This window comes from Acidovorax sp. Leaf78, from assembly GCF_001422735.1.
Classification (GTDB): domain Bacteria; phylum Pseudomonadota; class Gammaproteobacteria; order Burkholderiales; family Burkholderiaceae_C; genus Acidovorax.
This window is the reverse complement of sequence record NZ_LMLZ01000001.1, coordinates 17,501-32,702: the sequence shown is the minus strand read 5'-3', so window position 1 is coordinate 32,702 and position 15,202 is coordinate 17,501. Positions and strand designations below refer to the sequence as shown.

14 protein-coding genes are annotated in these 15,202 nt (G+C 64.1%); 8 read left to right on the top strand and 6 right to left on the bottom strand.

Features of this window, described 5'->3' with window-relative positions:
* Positions 1-57: 57 nt before the first annotated feature.
* The 5 genes from prmC to ASF16_RS00145 all read left to right on the top strand — a co-directional run bounded on the left by prmC (position 58) and on the right by ASF16_RS00145 (position 5,160).
* Positions 58-894 (top strand): peptide chain release factor N(5)-glutamine methyltransferase, encoded by an 837-nt coding sequence (gene prmC, locus ASF16_RS00165; protein WP_056161281.1) that lies wholly within the window; start codon positions 58-60, stop codon positions 892-894.
* A 295-nt stretch (positions 895-1,189) separates the two neighbouring features.
* The gene (locus ASF16_RS00160) at positions 1,190-1,897 is read left to right on the top strand and encodes a DUF3053 family protein (RefSeq protein ID WP_056161279.1); all 708 of its coding nucleotides are present in this window, start codon (positions 1,190-1,192) and stop codon (positions 1,895-1,897) included.
* A 71-nt stretch (positions 1,898-1,968) separates the two neighbouring features.
* On the top strand, positions 1,969-2,292 hold the full coding sequence (gene grxD, locus ASF16_RS00155) for a Grx4 family monothiol glutaredoxin (RefSeq protein ID WP_056161277.1): 324 nt from the start codon (positions 1,969-1,971) through the stop codon (positions 2,290-2,292).
* Positions 2,293-2,572: 280 nt separating this feature from the next.
* Positions 2,573-3,580: an AAA family ATPase gene (locus ASF16_RS00150; RefSeq protein ID WP_056161275.1), complete on the top strand. Its 1,008-nt coding sequence runs from the start codon at positions 2,573-2,575 to the stop codon at positions 3,578-3,580.
* 200 nt (positions 3,581-3,780) lie between these two features.
* Positions 3,781-5,160, top strand: a complete 1,380-nt coding sequence (locus tag ASF16_RS00145; RefSeq protein ID WP_056161274.1) for a hemolysin family protein — start codon at positions 3,781-3,783, stop codon at positions 5,158-5,160.
* A gap of 249 nt (positions 5,161-5,409) precedes the next feature.
* Here the strand turns inward: ASF16_RS00145 and ASF16_RS00140 are convergent, their stop codons facing one another.
* Both ASF16_RS00140 and ASF16_RS00135 read right to left on the bottom strand, forming a co-directional pair.
* A complete protein-coding gene (locus ASF16_RS00140; protein ID WP_235507234.1) occupies positions 5,410-6,033 on the bottom strand; it encodes a lytic transglycosylase domain-containing protein in 624 nt (207 codons plus the stop codon).
* 131 nt (positions 6,034-6,164) lie between these two features.
* Complete coding sequence (locus ASF16_RS00135) at positions 6,165-7,910, bottom strand: proline--tRNA ligase (protein ID WP_056161272.1); 1,746 nt, start codon at positions 7,908-7,910, stop codon at positions 6,165-6,167.
* Positions 7,911-8,001: 91 nt separating this feature from the next.
* Here ASF16_RS00135 and ASF16_RS00130 point away from each other — a divergent pair, with 91 nt between their 5' ends.
* Positions 8,002-8,679 (top strand): RNA pyrophosphohydrolase, encoded by a 678-nt coding sequence (locus ASF16_RS00130; RefSeq protein WP_056161269.1) that lies wholly within the window; start codon positions 8,002-8,004, stop codon positions 8,677-8,679.
* Between the two features lie 286 nt (positions 8,680-8,965).
* Here the strand turns inward: ASF16_RS00130 and proB are convergent, their stop codons facing one another.
* The 4 genes from proB to rplU all read right to left on the bottom strand — a co-directional run bounded on the left by proB (position 8,966) and on the right by rplU (position 12,071).
* Positions 8,966-10,117: a glutamate 5-kinase gene (proB, locus tag ASF16_RS00125; RefSeq protein ID WP_056161267.1), complete on the bottom strand. Its 1,152-nt coding sequence runs from the start codon at positions 10,115-10,117 to the stop codon at positions 8,966-8,968.
* Positions 10,118-10,226: 109 nt separating this feature from the next.
* Complete coding sequence (gene cgtA, locus ASF16_RS00120; RefSeq protein WP_056161265.1) at positions 10,227-11,297, bottom strand: Obg family GTPase CgtA; 1,071 nt, start codon at positions 11,295-11,297, stop codon at positions 10,227-10,229.
* 185 nt (positions 11,298-11,482) lie between these two features.
* Entirely contained in the window at positions 11,483-11,743 is a 261-nt protein-coding gene (gene rpmA / locus ASF16_RS00115) for a 50S ribosomal protein L27 (RefSeq protein ID WP_056161262.1), read from the bottom strand.
* A 16-nt stretch (positions 11,744-11,759) separates the two neighbouring features.
* Positions 11,760-12,071 (bottom strand): 50S ribosomal protein L21, encoded by a 312-nt coding sequence (rplU, locus tag ASF16_RS00110; protein WP_056162434.1) that lies wholly within the window; start codon positions 12,069-12,071, stop codon positions 11,760-11,762.
* Between the two features lie 226 nt (positions 12,072-12,297).
* Here rplU and ASF16_RS00105 point away from each other — a divergent pair, with 226 nt between their 5' ends.
* Positions 12,298-13,227 carry a polyprenyl synthetase family protein gene (locus tag ASF16_RS00105; protein WP_056162431.1) on the top strand — a complete coding sequence of 310 codons (930 nt, stop codon included), beginning with the start codon at positions 12,298-12,300 and terminating at the stop codon, positions 13,225-13,227.
* 231 nt (positions 13,228-13,458) lie between these two features.
* Positions 13,459-15,198, top strand: coding sequence for a type IV-A pilus assembly ATPase PilB (gene pilB / locus ASF16_RS00100; protein WP_056161261.1), 1,740 nt, complete (start codon positions 13,459-13,461; stop codon positions 15,196-15,198).
* Positions 15,199-15,202: the final 4 nt, after the last annotated feature.

The following is a 15,202-nucleotide window of genomic DNA, read 5'->3' as shown; positions in this document are numbered from 1 at the left end:
GAATAAAAACCCGCCCTACCGCACGCCGGAAAAGCGCCCCCAGCTATCAAAATCATAGTGATCCACACCCACCCTACCCTCGCCCAGGCCCTGAGCCAGGCTCACACCCTGGGCCTGGCCCGCATCGATGCCCAGTTGCTGCTGCTGCACACGCTGGGCCGCCCCGACGCAGGCCGCGCCTGGCTGCTGGCGCACGACACCGATGAGCTCGATGAGGCCGCGCAGGCGCAGTTCATCGCGCTGTGCCAGCGCCGCGCGGCGGGCGAGCCCGTGGCGTACCTCACCGGCCGCAAGGAGTTCTACGGTCTGGCGCTGCAGGTGGACGCGCGGGTGCTGGACCCGCGCCCCGACACCGAAACGCTGGTGGACTGGGCCCTGGAGCTGATCGCCCCACTGCCCGCACCGCGGCTGGCGGACCTGGGCACGGGCAGCGGCGCCATCGCCCTGGCCCTGCAAAGCCAACGCCCCACCGCCCAGGTGCTGGCGGTGGACGCCAGCAGCGACGCCCTGGCCGTGGCGCAGGCCAACGCCACCCGGCTGGGCCTGCCCGTGCACTTCCGGCAGGGCAACTGGATGGCCGGCCTGGACAGCGTGGTGTTCGACGCCATCGTCTCCAACCCGCCCTACATCGCCGCAGAGGACCCGCACCTGGCCGCCCTGACCCACGAGCCCCTGCAGGCCCTGGCCAGCGGCGCAGACGGGCTGGAGGACATCCGGACCATCGTGGCCCAGGCGCCAGCGCATCTGGTGGCAGGAGGGTGGCTGCTGCTGGAGCACGGGTATGACCAGGCCGAGGCGGTGCGTGATCTGTTGCGCGCAACGGGCTTTGCCGCGGTCAGCAGCCGGCAGGACCTGGCGGGCATCGAGCGCTGCTCGGGCGGGCGCTGGATGTAGTGACGGGGGAGGCCTGGCGGCGGCCGTGGATGGAGCGCGGCCCTGCCGCCCACAACTCCGTCCAACCACCGCCAGCCACCAATGGTTACAAACGAGGTCCGAACGCCGGGCGCGGCCGATTCAATAATCACAGGCCCCCACATCGCAACTTCGTGCTGCCTCATTCGCACCGAAGGAGCACTGATGCCGGGGCTACGCCACCGCACCGAGTGCCTGCTTGCCTGACGGCACTCCCAGCCACCTTCCCATACCTTCTGCGGCCCGCATTCCGGGCCGGTTTCATTTGCGAGACACCATGCTTGACATCGCCTCCCGCCGCGCAGCCCTGACCCGCCTGGGCGCCCTCTCCCTGGGTGCCGCCCTGACCTTGAACGGGTGCAGCTCCGAGCCCGGCGAGCGCAAGGCGTTCATCGAATTCCTGCAGACCCGCGTGCTCAACACCCAGCGCGCGGCCGTGCCCCAACTGAACGAGCAGCAACGCAAGGCGTTCGGTGCGTACGCGGCGCACTACGACATCATCACCGCCTTCAACCAGGAGATGAACGAGGCCCCGCTGACGCGCATGATGAACGCGCTGCAGAACACGCGCACGCTGCCGCAGTTGATCGCCAAGCGCACCCAGGTCAACGAGCTGCTGGCGCACCTGCCCCAGGCGCAAAAGGAAGTGCAGGCGCGCCTGGACCGCGCGAACGCGGCGAAGAAGGCGCTGACCCAGCCGGACGACCTGCGGGTGGTGTACGACGCGGCATTCGACAAGCTCGTCACGCAGCTGGCCGCGCTGATGCTGCAGCTGCTGCCGGCCACCCAAGGCATGCTGGCCGCCACCATGGAGCTGGTGACCTACGTGGAGCAAAACCCCAAGGAAGTGTCGTTCGTGGGCTCCAACGTGCAGGCCACGACGCAGGCCAGCCTGGACAAGGTCAACGTGCTGCTCAAGAAGCTGGAGACCGAGGCGGCCGCGGTGGCCAAAATGGAAACCGCATTGCGAAAGTTGGCAGGCTGATGCGGGCGCGCGACTCCGCCGTCAAACTGGGATAATGCAGCCCATCTGCGCCTCAACCTAACGGACATCCCATGAGCGACACCCAACAACGCATCGACGCCCTCGTCAAATCCAGCGACATCCTGCTCTTCATGAAGGGCAACGCCAGCTTCCCCATGTGCGGCTTCTCCGGCCGTGCCATCCAGATCCTCAAAGCCAGCGGTGTGGACACCAAGAGCCTGATCACGGTGAACGTGCTGGAAGACGAGGAAATCCGCCAGGGCATCAAGGAATACAGCAACTGGCCCACCATCCCGCAGCTGTACGTCAAGGGCGAGTTCATCGGCGGCTCAGACATCATGATGGAGATGTACGAGTCGGGCGAACTCAAGCAGGTGCTGGGCACCGAGGGCTGACGCCACCGCGCCGCACCGGGCACCCGGGCCGTAATGGCCGCAACGGCGGCAACGGCGGCAACGGCCGCAATGGTCCCCAATCGCATGCCTTCACGCATGCCGGCACAGGCCGCCTTCGGGCGGCCTTTTGCTTTGTGCCCATCAGCTTCGGGTCAGACCGGTTTTGCGCGGCTACAACAGCGCTGGTAACAAGCGCACCGATCAGGGGCTTATCCGGTGCTCCGGCGGGCATGTTGTGTGCTTGAATGATTGCGTGACCCACATCACGAAGGAGCATGCAATGACCAGCCATAGCCTTGTTCCCCAGCCACCCGCCCTGCGCTTGCCGGTGGCCCAGATGCGCAATGTGTTCCACCCCGGCGACGTCGAGCGCAAGCTTGCACGGCTGCAGGAGTCCGGCAACCAGCGCGAATACGAAACCCTGCGCACCGTGTACGAACGCATGCTGGAGCGCGGGCCGGAGCGCTTTCAGGTCAAGCCGTCGGGCGTGCCCGACATGGCCAGCCTGTACGAGCAGTTGCCCAACTTCACCGAAGTGCTGGACGACGTGCGGCGCCACGTTGCGCTGGCGCAGGACAGCAGCGACGGCCTGGAGGTCACGCCCATGCTGCTGCTGGGCCCGCCCGGCATCGGCAAGACGCACTTTGCGCGGCACCTGGCCGCGCTGCTGGGCACGGGCATGAACCTGCTGCCGATGAGCTCCATGACCGCAGGCTGGCTGCTGTCGGGCTCGTCCGCGCAGTGGAAGGGCGCCCGCCCCGGCAAGGTGTTCGAGGCCCTGGTGGAGGGCGAGTACGCCAACCCCGTCATCGTGGTGGACGAGATCGACAAGGCCGCGACGGACGCGCAGTACGACCCGCTGGGCGCGCTGTACAGCCTGCTGGAGCACGACACGGCCCAGAGCTTCACCGACGAGTTCGCCGAGGTGGCCATCGACGCCAGCCAGGTGATCTGGATCACCACCGCCAACGACACGCGCGGCATCCCGGACCCGATCCTGAACCGCATGAATGTGTTCGAGGTGGAGGCTCCTACGCTGGACCAAGCGCGCGCCATAGCCAACATCCTGTATGCCGGCATCCGCAGCGGCCACGACTGGGGCCGGCTGCTCGACCCCGAACCACAGGCCGACGTACTGGACCACCTGGCCCAGATGCCGCCGCGCGAAATGCGCCGCGCGCTGATGACCGGCTTTGGCAACGCCCGGCTGGACCGCCGCTCCACGGTCGAGGTCGCCGACATGCCCCGGGCCGCCGCCTCACGCAACCGCATCGGGTTCATGCAGTAGCAGGCGGAGGCACTGAACGCGCTGCGGCCGCGCGGCAGGGCCCCGCGCTGCCGCAGACGGGTGCGCGCCCCACAGAGGCCTGGGTGGGGCCGCGCACGTTTACCCGTGCGCTGCGTGCGCAGCTACGGGTTTTCGGCTGCAGGGCGCGCAGATACACTCGGATGGCCGCAGCGCCGCGCCGTGCGCCACCCTTGCCTCCCATGACCCTGTCCCAAAGCCTCTTCGTGATCGGGCTGCTGATTGCAGCCAGCGCCTTCTTTTCCATGGCCGAAATTTCGCTGGCGGCCGCACGCCGGCTGCGCCTGCGGCAGATGGCGGACGAGGGCGATTCACGGGCGGACCGCGTGCTGCGCATGCAGGAGCAGCCGGGCGACTACTTCACGGTGGTGCAGGTGGGACAGAACGCGGTGGCCATCCTGGGCGGTATCGTCGGTGAGGGGGCTCTAAGCCCGCACTTCACCGCACTCTTCGAGCTGTGGTTCTCGGACAAGACGGCGCAGACCACCGGGTTCCTGGCGTCATTCGCGGTCATCACGTCGCTGTTCATCCTGTTCGCCGACCTGTTCCCCAAGCGCCTGGGCATGGCCGAGCCCGAACGCATGGTGGTGCGCCTGGCACAGCCCATGGCATGGTGCATGACGCTGCTGCGCCCGGTGGTGTGGCTCTACAGCCGCAGCGCGGATGCGCTGTTTCGGGTGCTGGGCCTGTCGTCGCTGCGGGACGACCGCATCACGTCCGACGACATCCTGGCCATGATGGAAGCCGGCGCCCGCGCGGGGGTGCTGGCAGCGCGCGAGCAGCAGGTCATCACCAACGTGTTCGAGCTCGATACCCGCATGGTCTCGAGCGCCATGTCGCCGCGCGACCGCATCGCGTTCTTTCTGCGCGACGAGCCCGACTCCGTCATCCGCCTGCGCATCGCAGCCGAGCCGTTTTCGACCTACCCGGTGTGCGAGGGCGACATCGACCATGTGGTGGGCTATGTGGACGCGAAAGACCTGTTCCAGCGCGTGCTGAACAACCAGCCCATCTCGCTGGCGGACGACAGCCTGGTGCGCAAGGTGCTCATCGTGCCCGACCGGCTCACGCTGTCCGAGGTGCTGGAGCAGTTCCGCCAGGTGCACGAGGATTTCGCGCTGATCGTGAATGAGTACAGCCTGGTGGTGGGCGTGGTCACCCTCAATGATGTGATGAGCACGGTGATGGGCGACCTGGTGGTGGGCCCGGCGGACGAGGAGCAGATCGTGCGCCGCGATGAAAACTCGTGGCTCATCGACGGCGTGACGCCGGTGCAGGACGTGCTGCACGCGCTGTCGCTCGACGAGCTGCCCCATGCCGACGAATACGAGACGCTGGCCGGCTTCTTGATGGTGATGCTGCGCCGCGTGCCGCGCCGCACCGACAGCGTGAGCTGGGGCGGCTACAAGTTCGAGGTGCTGGACGTGGACAGCTACCGCATCGACCAGGTGATGGTGTCGCGCCTGGGCGTGCCGCAGGCCGATGCCAGCCTGGCGTCGGCACCGGCAGCAACGCCGGTCGCGGCCAAGGCGGATGGCGGATCGACGGCGGCGGTGAGGTAGTTCTCGGCAGGCTTGTGCGGTCCTACCGTGGTGGCCTTGGGTGTGGCGTGGTGTGCGCAAGTCGGCTGGGCAGACCGGATTGATATCAAATCGACCGCTACCGCTTGATAGGCAAGCGCCAGCAGCTACAAATACGATAGCAACCAGTTTGTAGTGAGTCCGCTGTCAACGATCAACGACCAACGATCATCGTCCGGGGTCCACCAGCCCGATAAACCAGCTCCACCACCGGCCACTTTCCACAGATGCTCAACCCGCAGGCAGCTGCGGCTTTTCGCCGAACAGCCAATTGCGCTGCGCGCCGAACACCGCATCCGGGTACGGCGAGCGCCCACGGCTGCCGTTGTAGCGGCCCAGGGCCATGAACAGGTCGCCGCGCTCGCGGTCCACGTAGTGGCGCAGGATCACGCAGCCAAAGCGCAGGTTGGTCTGCATGTGGAACAGCTTGCCGGCATCGCCGTCGCCGATCACGCGCGTCCAGAACGGCATGACCTGCATGTAGCCACGCGCGCCCACGCTGGACACGGCAAACTTGCGAAACGCGCTCTCGACCTGCACCAGGCCCAGCACCAGCGACACATCCAGGCCCGCGCGTTTGGACTCGTACCAGACGGTCTGCAGAAAATCGCGGCGGATCTCCCACTCAGGCTTGCGGCGGCGCAGCCGGTCGCTCATGGTGCCCAGCCAGCGCAGGTAGTGGATGCGGGCCTCGGTGGTGAAGAACTCGGGCTCAGGCGGCGCGTGGTTGGCGATGGCCGAGCTGAGCGCGCTGCGCACCGAGTCCATGAGCGGCTCTTCCAGCTGCCCGCCCGCATGCGCCACCTGTGGCGCCGCCAGCCATCCTGCCGGCGCCGCCAGGGACGAGGCCGCCATCAGCCAGCCACGGCGCGACAGACCCTGCGGCACGCTCTGAGACACGTTTTGAGGCACGTCCTGGCACAAGCCCTGCGACAGCCCCTCTGCAGGGGTGCGCAGGCCGTCAGCATCGACAACCCAACGCGGGTTCATGGCGCCATGCGGCCCTTCACGTGGGCCAGTATGTCTGCCACAGCCACCTTGGTGGCCGCCGTATCGCGGCGGTGCTGGTACTCGACCACGCCTTCCTTGAGGCTCTTGTCCCCGATGGTCACGCGGTGCGGCACACCGATCAGCTCCCAGTCGGCGAACATGGCGCCGGGTCGCTCGCCGCGGTCGTCCAGGATCACGTCCACACCGGCAGCCAGCAGGTCGGCATAAAGCTGCTCGGCCGTGGCCTTGACGGCCTCGCTGCGGTCCATGCCCACGGGGCAGATGACCAGGGTGAACGGCGCAATCGCGTCGGGCCAGATGATGCCGCGCTCGTCGTGGTTCTGCTCGATGGCCGCCGCAGGCAGGCGCGTGACGCCGATGCCGTAGCAGCCCATCTCGAAGAACGCAGGCTTGCCGTCGTCGCCCAGGAAGGTGGCGTTCATGCCCTTGCTGTACTTGGTGCCCAGGTAGAACACGTGGCCCACCTCAATGCCGCGCTCGATGGCCAGCTCACCCTTGCCGTCGGGCGACAGATCGCCCGCCACGACGTTGCGGATGTCGGCAATGGCGTCGGGCTCGGGCAGGTCGCGGCCCCAGTTCACGCCGGTGATGTGGAAGTCCACCTCGTTGGCGCCGCAGATCCAGTCGGCCATGACGGCGACTTCGCGGTCTGCCACGATCTTCAAAGGCTTCTTCAAACCGATGGGGCCCAGATAGCCGGGCTTGCAGCCGAAGTGCTCTTCGATCTCGGTAAGCGTGGCAAAGCGGAAGTTGGCCTCCAGCCCCGGCACCTTGGAGACCTTGATCTCGTTCATGTCGTGGTCGCCGCGCAGCAGCAGCAGCCAGACCTGGCTCTTCACGATCTCGCCGGCGTCGTTGGTTTCGTCGGTGGCCAGCACCAGGGACTTGACGGTGCTGCTGAGCGGCATGGACAGCAGCTCGCCCACGTCGGCACAGGTGGCCTTGCCGGGCGTGGGCGTCTTTTCCATCGCCTTGGCAGGTGCAGGGCGGGGGCCGGCAGGCGCCAGCGCCTCGGCCTTTTCCATGTTGGCGGCGTAGTCGCTGGCAGGGCAGTAGACGATGGCGTCTTCGCCGGTGGCAGCGATCACCTGGAACTCTTCGGACAAATCGCCCCCGATGGCGCCGCTGTCGGCCGCCACGGCGCGGTAGGTCAGGCCGAAGCGGTCGAAGATCTGGCGGTAGGCCTTGGCCATGACCTGGTAGCTGGCCTTGGCGGCCGTCTGGTCCTTGTCGAAGCTGTAGGCGTCCTTCATGATGAACTCGCGCCCGCGCATCAGGCCGAAGCGCGGACGGCGCTCGTCGCGGAACTTGGTCTGGATCTGATAGAAGTTCTTGGGCAGCTGCTTGTAGCTCTTGAGCTCCTGGCGAGCGATGTCAGTGACCACTTCTTCGCTGGTGGGCTGCACGACAAAGTCGCGGCCATGGCGGTCCTGGATGCGCAGCAGCTCGGGGCCCATCTTGTCGAACCGGCCCGTCTCCTGCCAGAACTCGGCAGGCTGCACCACGGGCATGGTCAGCTCCACGGCGCCTGCGCGATTCATCTCTTCGCGCACGATCGCCTCGACCTTGCGGATCACCCGAAGGCCCATCGGCATGTAGTTGTAGATACCCGCGCCGAGCTTCTTGATCATGCCCGCCCGCGTCATGAGCTTGTGGCTGACCACTTCGGCGTCCGCCGGAGCTTCCTTCAAGGTGGAAATAAAGAACTGGGAGGCTTTCATCGGGATCGATTTCGGGCAGAAGGGAGCAGCCCACTTGCCGCACGCTAGGCGCCGTGCATAATGGACACAGTTTAAAAATTGGGGTTTGATTATGCTTGACCGGGACGGCTTTCGGCCGAACGTCGGCATCATCCTGCTCAACCAGAAGAACCAGGTGTTCTGGGGCAAGCGCATACGCACCCACAGCTGGCAGTTCCCGCAGGGCGGCATTGACCGGGGCGAAACCCCCGAGCAGGCCATGTTTCGAGAACTGCATGAAGAGGTGGGATTATTGCCCAATCACGTGCGCGTGGTGGCCCGCACCCGGGACTGGTTGCGCTACGAGGTGCCTGACCGGTACATACGCCGCGATGCGCGCGGACACTACAAAGGGCAGAAACAAATCTGGTACCTGCTGCAACTGATGGGCCACGACTGGGACTTGAACCTGCGTGCGACCAACCACCCGGAGTTCGACGCCTGGCGCTGGAACGACTATTGGGTGCCACTGGATGTGGTGGTCGAGTTCAAACGCGGCGTCTACGAAATGGCGCTGACGGAACTGGCCCGCTACCTGCCGCGCCACGAACAGCGCAACCGGTACCTGCGCAGCGGCATGCGCACCCGCGAGGGAGAGCATGCGGGGGCGATGTTCCGCACGGGTTCGATGCTGCTCAACCCGGGCATGGAGTTGCCGCCTGGGGCCAGTTTCGATCCGGACCCGCAAAACAGCATGCCGGCGGAGCTGGATGCGCTGCCGCCGGGTCCGGTGACGACGGCACCGCGTTGAGGGATTGATTGCTGCGCGGACTGCTGCACTTTGCTGCAGCAGTAGCTGAAACAAAAAATGCCTGCATCTCCATGCAGGCATTTTTGTTGGTGGGGCTAGCAGCAGGGTAGTAGCACCGCGTTCGCGTACACCTTCAGCGCTTCAGAACTGCCAGATATCAATATCTCAGGGCTTTCGCGCCCTGCCTTGGAGCCTCAGTGTCAGCACCGTCGCAAATCTAACACGGTTTGCGACCGCAGGGTGCCAGTTGGACGATCAGGTAAGCCAGGGCGGCGCAGGATCAGAATCAGCGGGCGAGCGGGGCGGCCGCCAGCACCAGGTTGTCGCGGTGCACCATTTCCGCCTCGGCCACATAGCCCAATAGCTTCTCGAACTCGCTCGACGGCTTGCGGCACAGCAGGCGCGCTTCGGCCGCGGCGTAGTTGGCCAGGCCCCGGGCGATCTCCACGCCGGACGCATCGCGCACTGCAATGACGTCGCCGCGCGAGAAGTGCCCCTCCACCGACACCATGCCGATGGGCAGCAGGCTCTTGCCCTCGTCGCGCACCTTGGCGGCCGCACCGGCGTCCACCACCACGGCGCCGCGCATCTGCAGGTGGTCGGCCATCCATTGCTTGCGAGCCTGCTTCTTCTGCGTCTGCGCCACCAGCAGCGTGCCCAGCGCATCGCCGCTGACCAGCCGCACCAGCACGTCGGGCTCGCGGCCCCAGGCGATGACGGTGGAGGCACCCGAGCCAGCCGCCCGCTTGGCCGCCAAGATCTTGGTGATCATGCCGCCCCGGCCGATGCTGGAGCCCGCGCCGCCGGCCATGGCCTCCAGCGCCAGGTCCCCCGCCTTGGCCTCGTGCACGAACTGCGCCGCAGGGTCGCGGCGCGGGTCGGCGGTGTACAGGCCCTTCTGGTCGGTGAGGATGATCAGCGCGTCGGCCTCCACCAGGTTGGCCACCAGGGCACCCAGGGTGTCGTTGTCGCCGAACTTGATCTCGTCGTTGACGACTGTGTCGTTCTCGTTGATGACGGGCACTACACCCAGGCGCAGCAGCGTCAGCAGGGTGGACCGGGCGTTGAGGTACCGCTCGCGATCGGCCAGGTCTGCGTGGGTGAGCAGCACCTGCGCGCTGCCCATGCCCTGCTCGCGCAGCTTGGTCTCGTACATCTGCGCCAGGCCCATCTGGCCGACGGCAGCGGCCGCCTGCAGCTCGTGCACCTCGTGCGGCCGCGTGGTCCAGCCCAGGCGCTTCATGCCCTCGGCAATGGCGCCGCTGGAGACCATGATGACCTCACGCGGCGCACCGCCATCGCCCCGCACCAGGGCCGCAAGCTGCCGGCTCCATTCGCCAATCGCTGCCTCGTCCAGGCCACGGCCTTCGTTGGTCACAAGGCTGGAGCCGACTTTGACCACGATGCGGCGGGCATCACGCAATACGCTGGAGACCATTTTTCATTGTGTTTTTGGCCTCTACCGCCTGTCCTGCAAGCGGCAGAAGCTATGAAATAGATAGCAACCCAAAACCGGCGCTCGAATGCGCGTTCCGCGCCTTCTCGATTTACTGCGGGGCGTCGCCCGCAAAGCGGGGATCGACTTCCACCGGCTCGTTCTCGATGCGCTGCTCGGACTGCACGTGGCGGAAGATCGCATGGATCAGCGGCTCGCAACCCTCGCGCGTCAGGGCCGAAATCTCGAAGACCGGCCCCTTCCACTTGAAGCGCTTCACGAAGTCCTTCACCCTGGCTTCCCGCTCTTCCGTCGGCACCATGTCCAGCTTGTTCAGCACCAGCCAGCGCGGCTTGTTGTAGAGCTTCTGGTCGTACTTCTTGAGCTCGTTCACGATCGCCTTGGCCTGCGCCACCGGGTCGACAGCATCGTCGAACGGTGCCAAGTCCACGATGTGCAGCAGCAGGCGCGTACGCTGCAGGTGGCGCAGGAACTGGTGCCCCAGGCCCGCGCCTTCGGACGCGCCTTCGATCAGGCCCGGGATATCCGCGACCACAAAGCTCTGCTCAGGACCCACGCGCACCACGCCCAGGTTGGGGTGCAGCGTGGTGAAGGGGTAGTCGGCAATCTTGGGACGTGCGTTGGAGACCGCCGTGATGAAGGTCGACTTGCCGGCGTTGGGCATACCCAACAAACCCACATCGGCGAGCACCTTCAATTCAAGCTTGAGGTTCTTCTTTTCGCCGGGCCAGCCGGGCGTCTTTTGCCGCGGCGCGCGGTTGATGGCGCTCTTGAAACGCAGGTTGCCAAAGCCGCCGTCGCCGCCCTTGGCGATCGTGATCACGTCGCCCGGATTGAGCAGCTCGTACAGCACTTCACCCGTTTCGGCATCGGTGATGATGGTGCCGACCGGCATCTTCAAGGTGATGTCGGAGCCTGCGGCACCGAACATGTCGGAGCCCATGCCGTGCTCGCCGCGCTTGGCTTCGTGCCGGCGCGAGTAGCGGTAGTCCACCAGGGTGTTGAGGTTCGGGTCCGCCACGGCGAACACATGGCCCCCACGCCCGCCGTCGCCCCCGTTGGGGCCGCCGAATTCCTTGTATTTCTCGTGCCGGAAAGACACGCAGCCATTGCCGCCATCACCGGCAGCAATGTCAATAAAGGCTTCGTCGACGAACTTCATGGGATATCCAGTTTACAGAAGGAGGCGGCGCCGGCAGACCCCATCGGCCTGCCACGTTTGCTGGGCAGCAAAGACACCCCGTTCAGGTGCGGCCTGCGGTCGCAGCCAGCGGTAGGCCACTATCGTACAGACCAAATAACAAAGCCCCGACCAGGCGGGGCTTCGATGGTTGCCAGAGGAGAACCTCAGGCAGCAGCAGTCACATTGACCGTCTTCTTGGACATTGCGCCCTTGGTGCCGAACGACACGTGGCCGTCGATCAGAGCAAACAGTGTGTGGTCCTTGCCCACGCCGACATTGTCGCCGGGGTGGAAACGCGTGCCGCGTTGGCGCACGATGATCGAACCAGCGCTGATCAGTTCACCGCCGGAGGCCTTGACACCCAGCATCTTTGGCTTGGAGTCACGCCCGTTTCGCGTAGAGCCGCCGCCTTTTTTCTGTGCCATGACTTAGCTCCTTGGATTAACCAGCAATCGCACCGATTTGCAGTTCAGTGAACTGCTGGCGATGGCCTTGGCGCTTCTGATAGTGCTTGCGACGGCGCATCTTGAAGATGCGAACCTTGTCGTGCTTGCCGTGGGCCACGACGGTGGCTACCACGGTTGCGCCGGACACCAGGGGTGTGCCAACCTTGAGTTCAGCGCCGTTGCCGACAGCCAAAACCTGGTCGATCACGATCTCCTGGCCTACGTCCGCAGCAATCTGTTCTACTTTAATTTTTTCGCCGGAAGCAACGCGATACTGCTTGCCGCCGGTTTTTATGACCGCGTACATGATGACCTCTTGATATGAGTTCTGCAGACGGATTTCCGCAGAGCCAGCGAGTATAGCGCACTGCACCAAAAAGCGCCAGCCCCTGCGCCGTCGCGGTGTCAAACACGCCCCACCCCGCGGAGAGGCGCCCCGCGTCCTTCCTATAATCCGGGCACTTTCTGTGGCCACCATCTTGACTGACAACACCGCCTCCGCAGCCTCCCCCCTCCTGCTCGTTGCACAAGACATGCACGAGGTCGACAAGGTCATCGGCCAGCGACTGACATCCGGCGTCCCCCTGGTGGCCCAGATTTCCCACTACATCATCGCCGCCGGGGGTAAACGCCTGCGGCCTGCGCTGCTGCTCATGGTGTGCGGCGCACTCGGCTACCGGGGCGAGCACCGCCACAGCCTGGCCGCCGTGGTGGAGCTGATCCACACCGCCACCTTGCTGCACGACGATGTCGTGGACGCATCGACTCTTCGCCGGGGCCGCGCCACAGCCAACGAGACTTTTGGCAACCCTGCCAGCGTGCTGGTGGGCGATTTTCTGCACACGCGCTCCTTCCAGATGATGGTCGAGGCGGGCAGCATGCGCATCATGGAGATCCTCTCCGAGGCCACCAATGTGATCGCCGAAGGCGAAGTGCTGCAGCTGATGAACATGCACGACGCCTCGCTGGACGAAGCGGGCTATCTTCGAGTGATCCGGTCCAAGACTGCCAAGCTGTTCGAAGCCAGCGCCCGTTTGGGCGCCGTGCTGGCCGACAGCACCCCTGCCGTCGAGGAGGCGTGCGCCACCTATGGACAGGCGCTCGGAACCGCCTTCCAGATCATCGATGATGTTCTGGACTACGACGGCGACGCCGAGGAGATGGGGAAAAATCTCGGTGACGACCTGCGAGAAGGCAAGTCCACACTGCCACTGATCGCCGCCATGCAGCGCGGCACCGCAGCGCAAGCGAACGTCGTCCGCGAGGCCATCGAAGAAGGATCGACCGAGCGACTTGCCGAGGTGGTGCAGATTGTTCGAGACACAGGCGCTCTGGACGTTACCCGCGCTGCAGCGTTCGCCGAAGCGCGACGCGCCATCGCTGCCGCCGAGCAGCTCCCCGGCAATGCGTACACAGCGGGGCTGCTGGAGCTGGCGGCACAGCTGCTGGCACGCAGAAATTGACGCGACACGCGCCTTCCGGCGCGGATGCGGGCGGGGTGACCGGGGCTAGACAGGCACCACACTCGAGGGTCCTACGTGAGCATCGAATCCTGCACCCGGATCTCTGCTTTTGATATGTAAATGAGCGCCCTTTCTGTGGCGCTGTTGCCAATACCCGGCGCTGTACACCCTGTACACGATCAGCGATGATAGGATGGTTTCTTTTCCAAACCTAACACATCCCCCGGTTACATGGCCGCTGTTGATACTGCCCCCAAAGAAGCTTCTGCGGTAGCCCTTCCCGGACTGGGGCGGGCGTTAATCTCTGCGGGCAAACTGACCCAGAAGCTCGCCGAGGACATTTACAAAAAATCACAAATCAGCCGGACAAGTTTTATTGCCGAGCTGACGGGTTCGGGGGCGGTGTCCGCCACCGATCTGGCACACACCGTGTCCGCCGTTTTTGGCGCCCCCCTGCTGGATCTGGAGGCGATCGACCCCTTGCGCCTTCCCAAGGAACTGCTTGATCCCAAGATTTGCCAGGCATATCGGGTGGTCGTTCTCAGTAAACGCAATAACCGATTGATCGTTGCGACTGCTGACCCTACGGACCAGGAAGCTGCAGAGAAAATCAAATTCACGACCCAGATGGGGGTGGATTGGATTATTGCTGAGTATGACAAGATCAGCAAACTTGTGGAGGCAAGCTCTAAGTCTGCCGGTGAGTCATTGGATGCAATGAACTCCACAGGAGGCGACTTTGAATTTGACGATGTCCCGATTGAAGAAGCTCCAGAAAACAATGATTCAGGTGCCGGGGACGTTGAAGACGCCCCCATCGTCAAGTTTCTGCATAAAATGTTGCTGGACGCTTTCAATATGCGAGCGTCCGACTTGCATTTTGAACCATACGAACACCAATACCGTGTGAGATTCCGCATCGACGGTGAATTGCGAGAAATTGCATCGCCTCCCATTGCCATCAAGGACAAGCTCGCCTCCCGTATCAAGGTGATATCCCGATTGGACATCTCTGAAAAACGGGTGCCTCAAGATGGAAAAATGAAACTCAAGGTCGGTCCAGACCGTGTCATCGATTTTCGGGTCAGCACACTGCCCACTTTGTTTGGCGAGAAGATCGTGATCCGTATTCTCGACCCCAGCAGCGCGAAGCTGGGTATCGATGCCTTGGGTTATGAACCCGAAGAGAAGGAGCGTCTGCTGCAAGCCATCAGCCGTCCGTACGGCATGATTCTGGTGACCGGCCCTACAGGTTCCGGCAAAACGGTTTCTCTCTACACCTGCTTGAATCTGCTGAATAAACCCGGGGTTAACATCGCGACCGCAGAAGACCCTTCAGAAATCAACCTTCCCGGCGTGAATCAGGTGAATGTCAACGACAAGGCAGGCCTCACCTTTGCAGTAGCACTTAAATCATTCCTGCGCCAAGATCCAGACATCATCATGGTGGGTGAAATTCGCGACCTGGAAACCGCTGATATTTCCATCAAAGCCGCACAAACCGGTCACTTGGTGTTGTCTACGCTACATACCAATGATGCACCGACCACATTGACACGGATGCGCAATATGGGCATTGCGCCGTTCAATATTGCATCCAGCGTGATATTGATCACCGCGCAGCGTCTTGCGCGCCGACTGTGCCCCGTATGCAAGGCCCCTGCTGACATACCCCATGAGGCTATGGTGGAAGCAGGATACCCTGAAGAGGACCTCGATGGTTCTTGGGTAACTTACCGTCCGGTGGGTTGCTCTGCCTGCAACAATGGCTACAAAGGCCGCGTTGGTATATATCAAGTGATGCCGATCACAGAGGATCTCCAACGCATTATTTTGCGTGATGGGAGTGCATTGGAAATCGCAGAGCAGGCAAAACTTGAGGGAGTTCGATCTCTGCGCGCTTCCGGCCTGAACAAGGCAAAGTTGGGCTTCACGTCTGTGGAAGAGGTCCTTGCTGTCACCAATGAATAAGAGT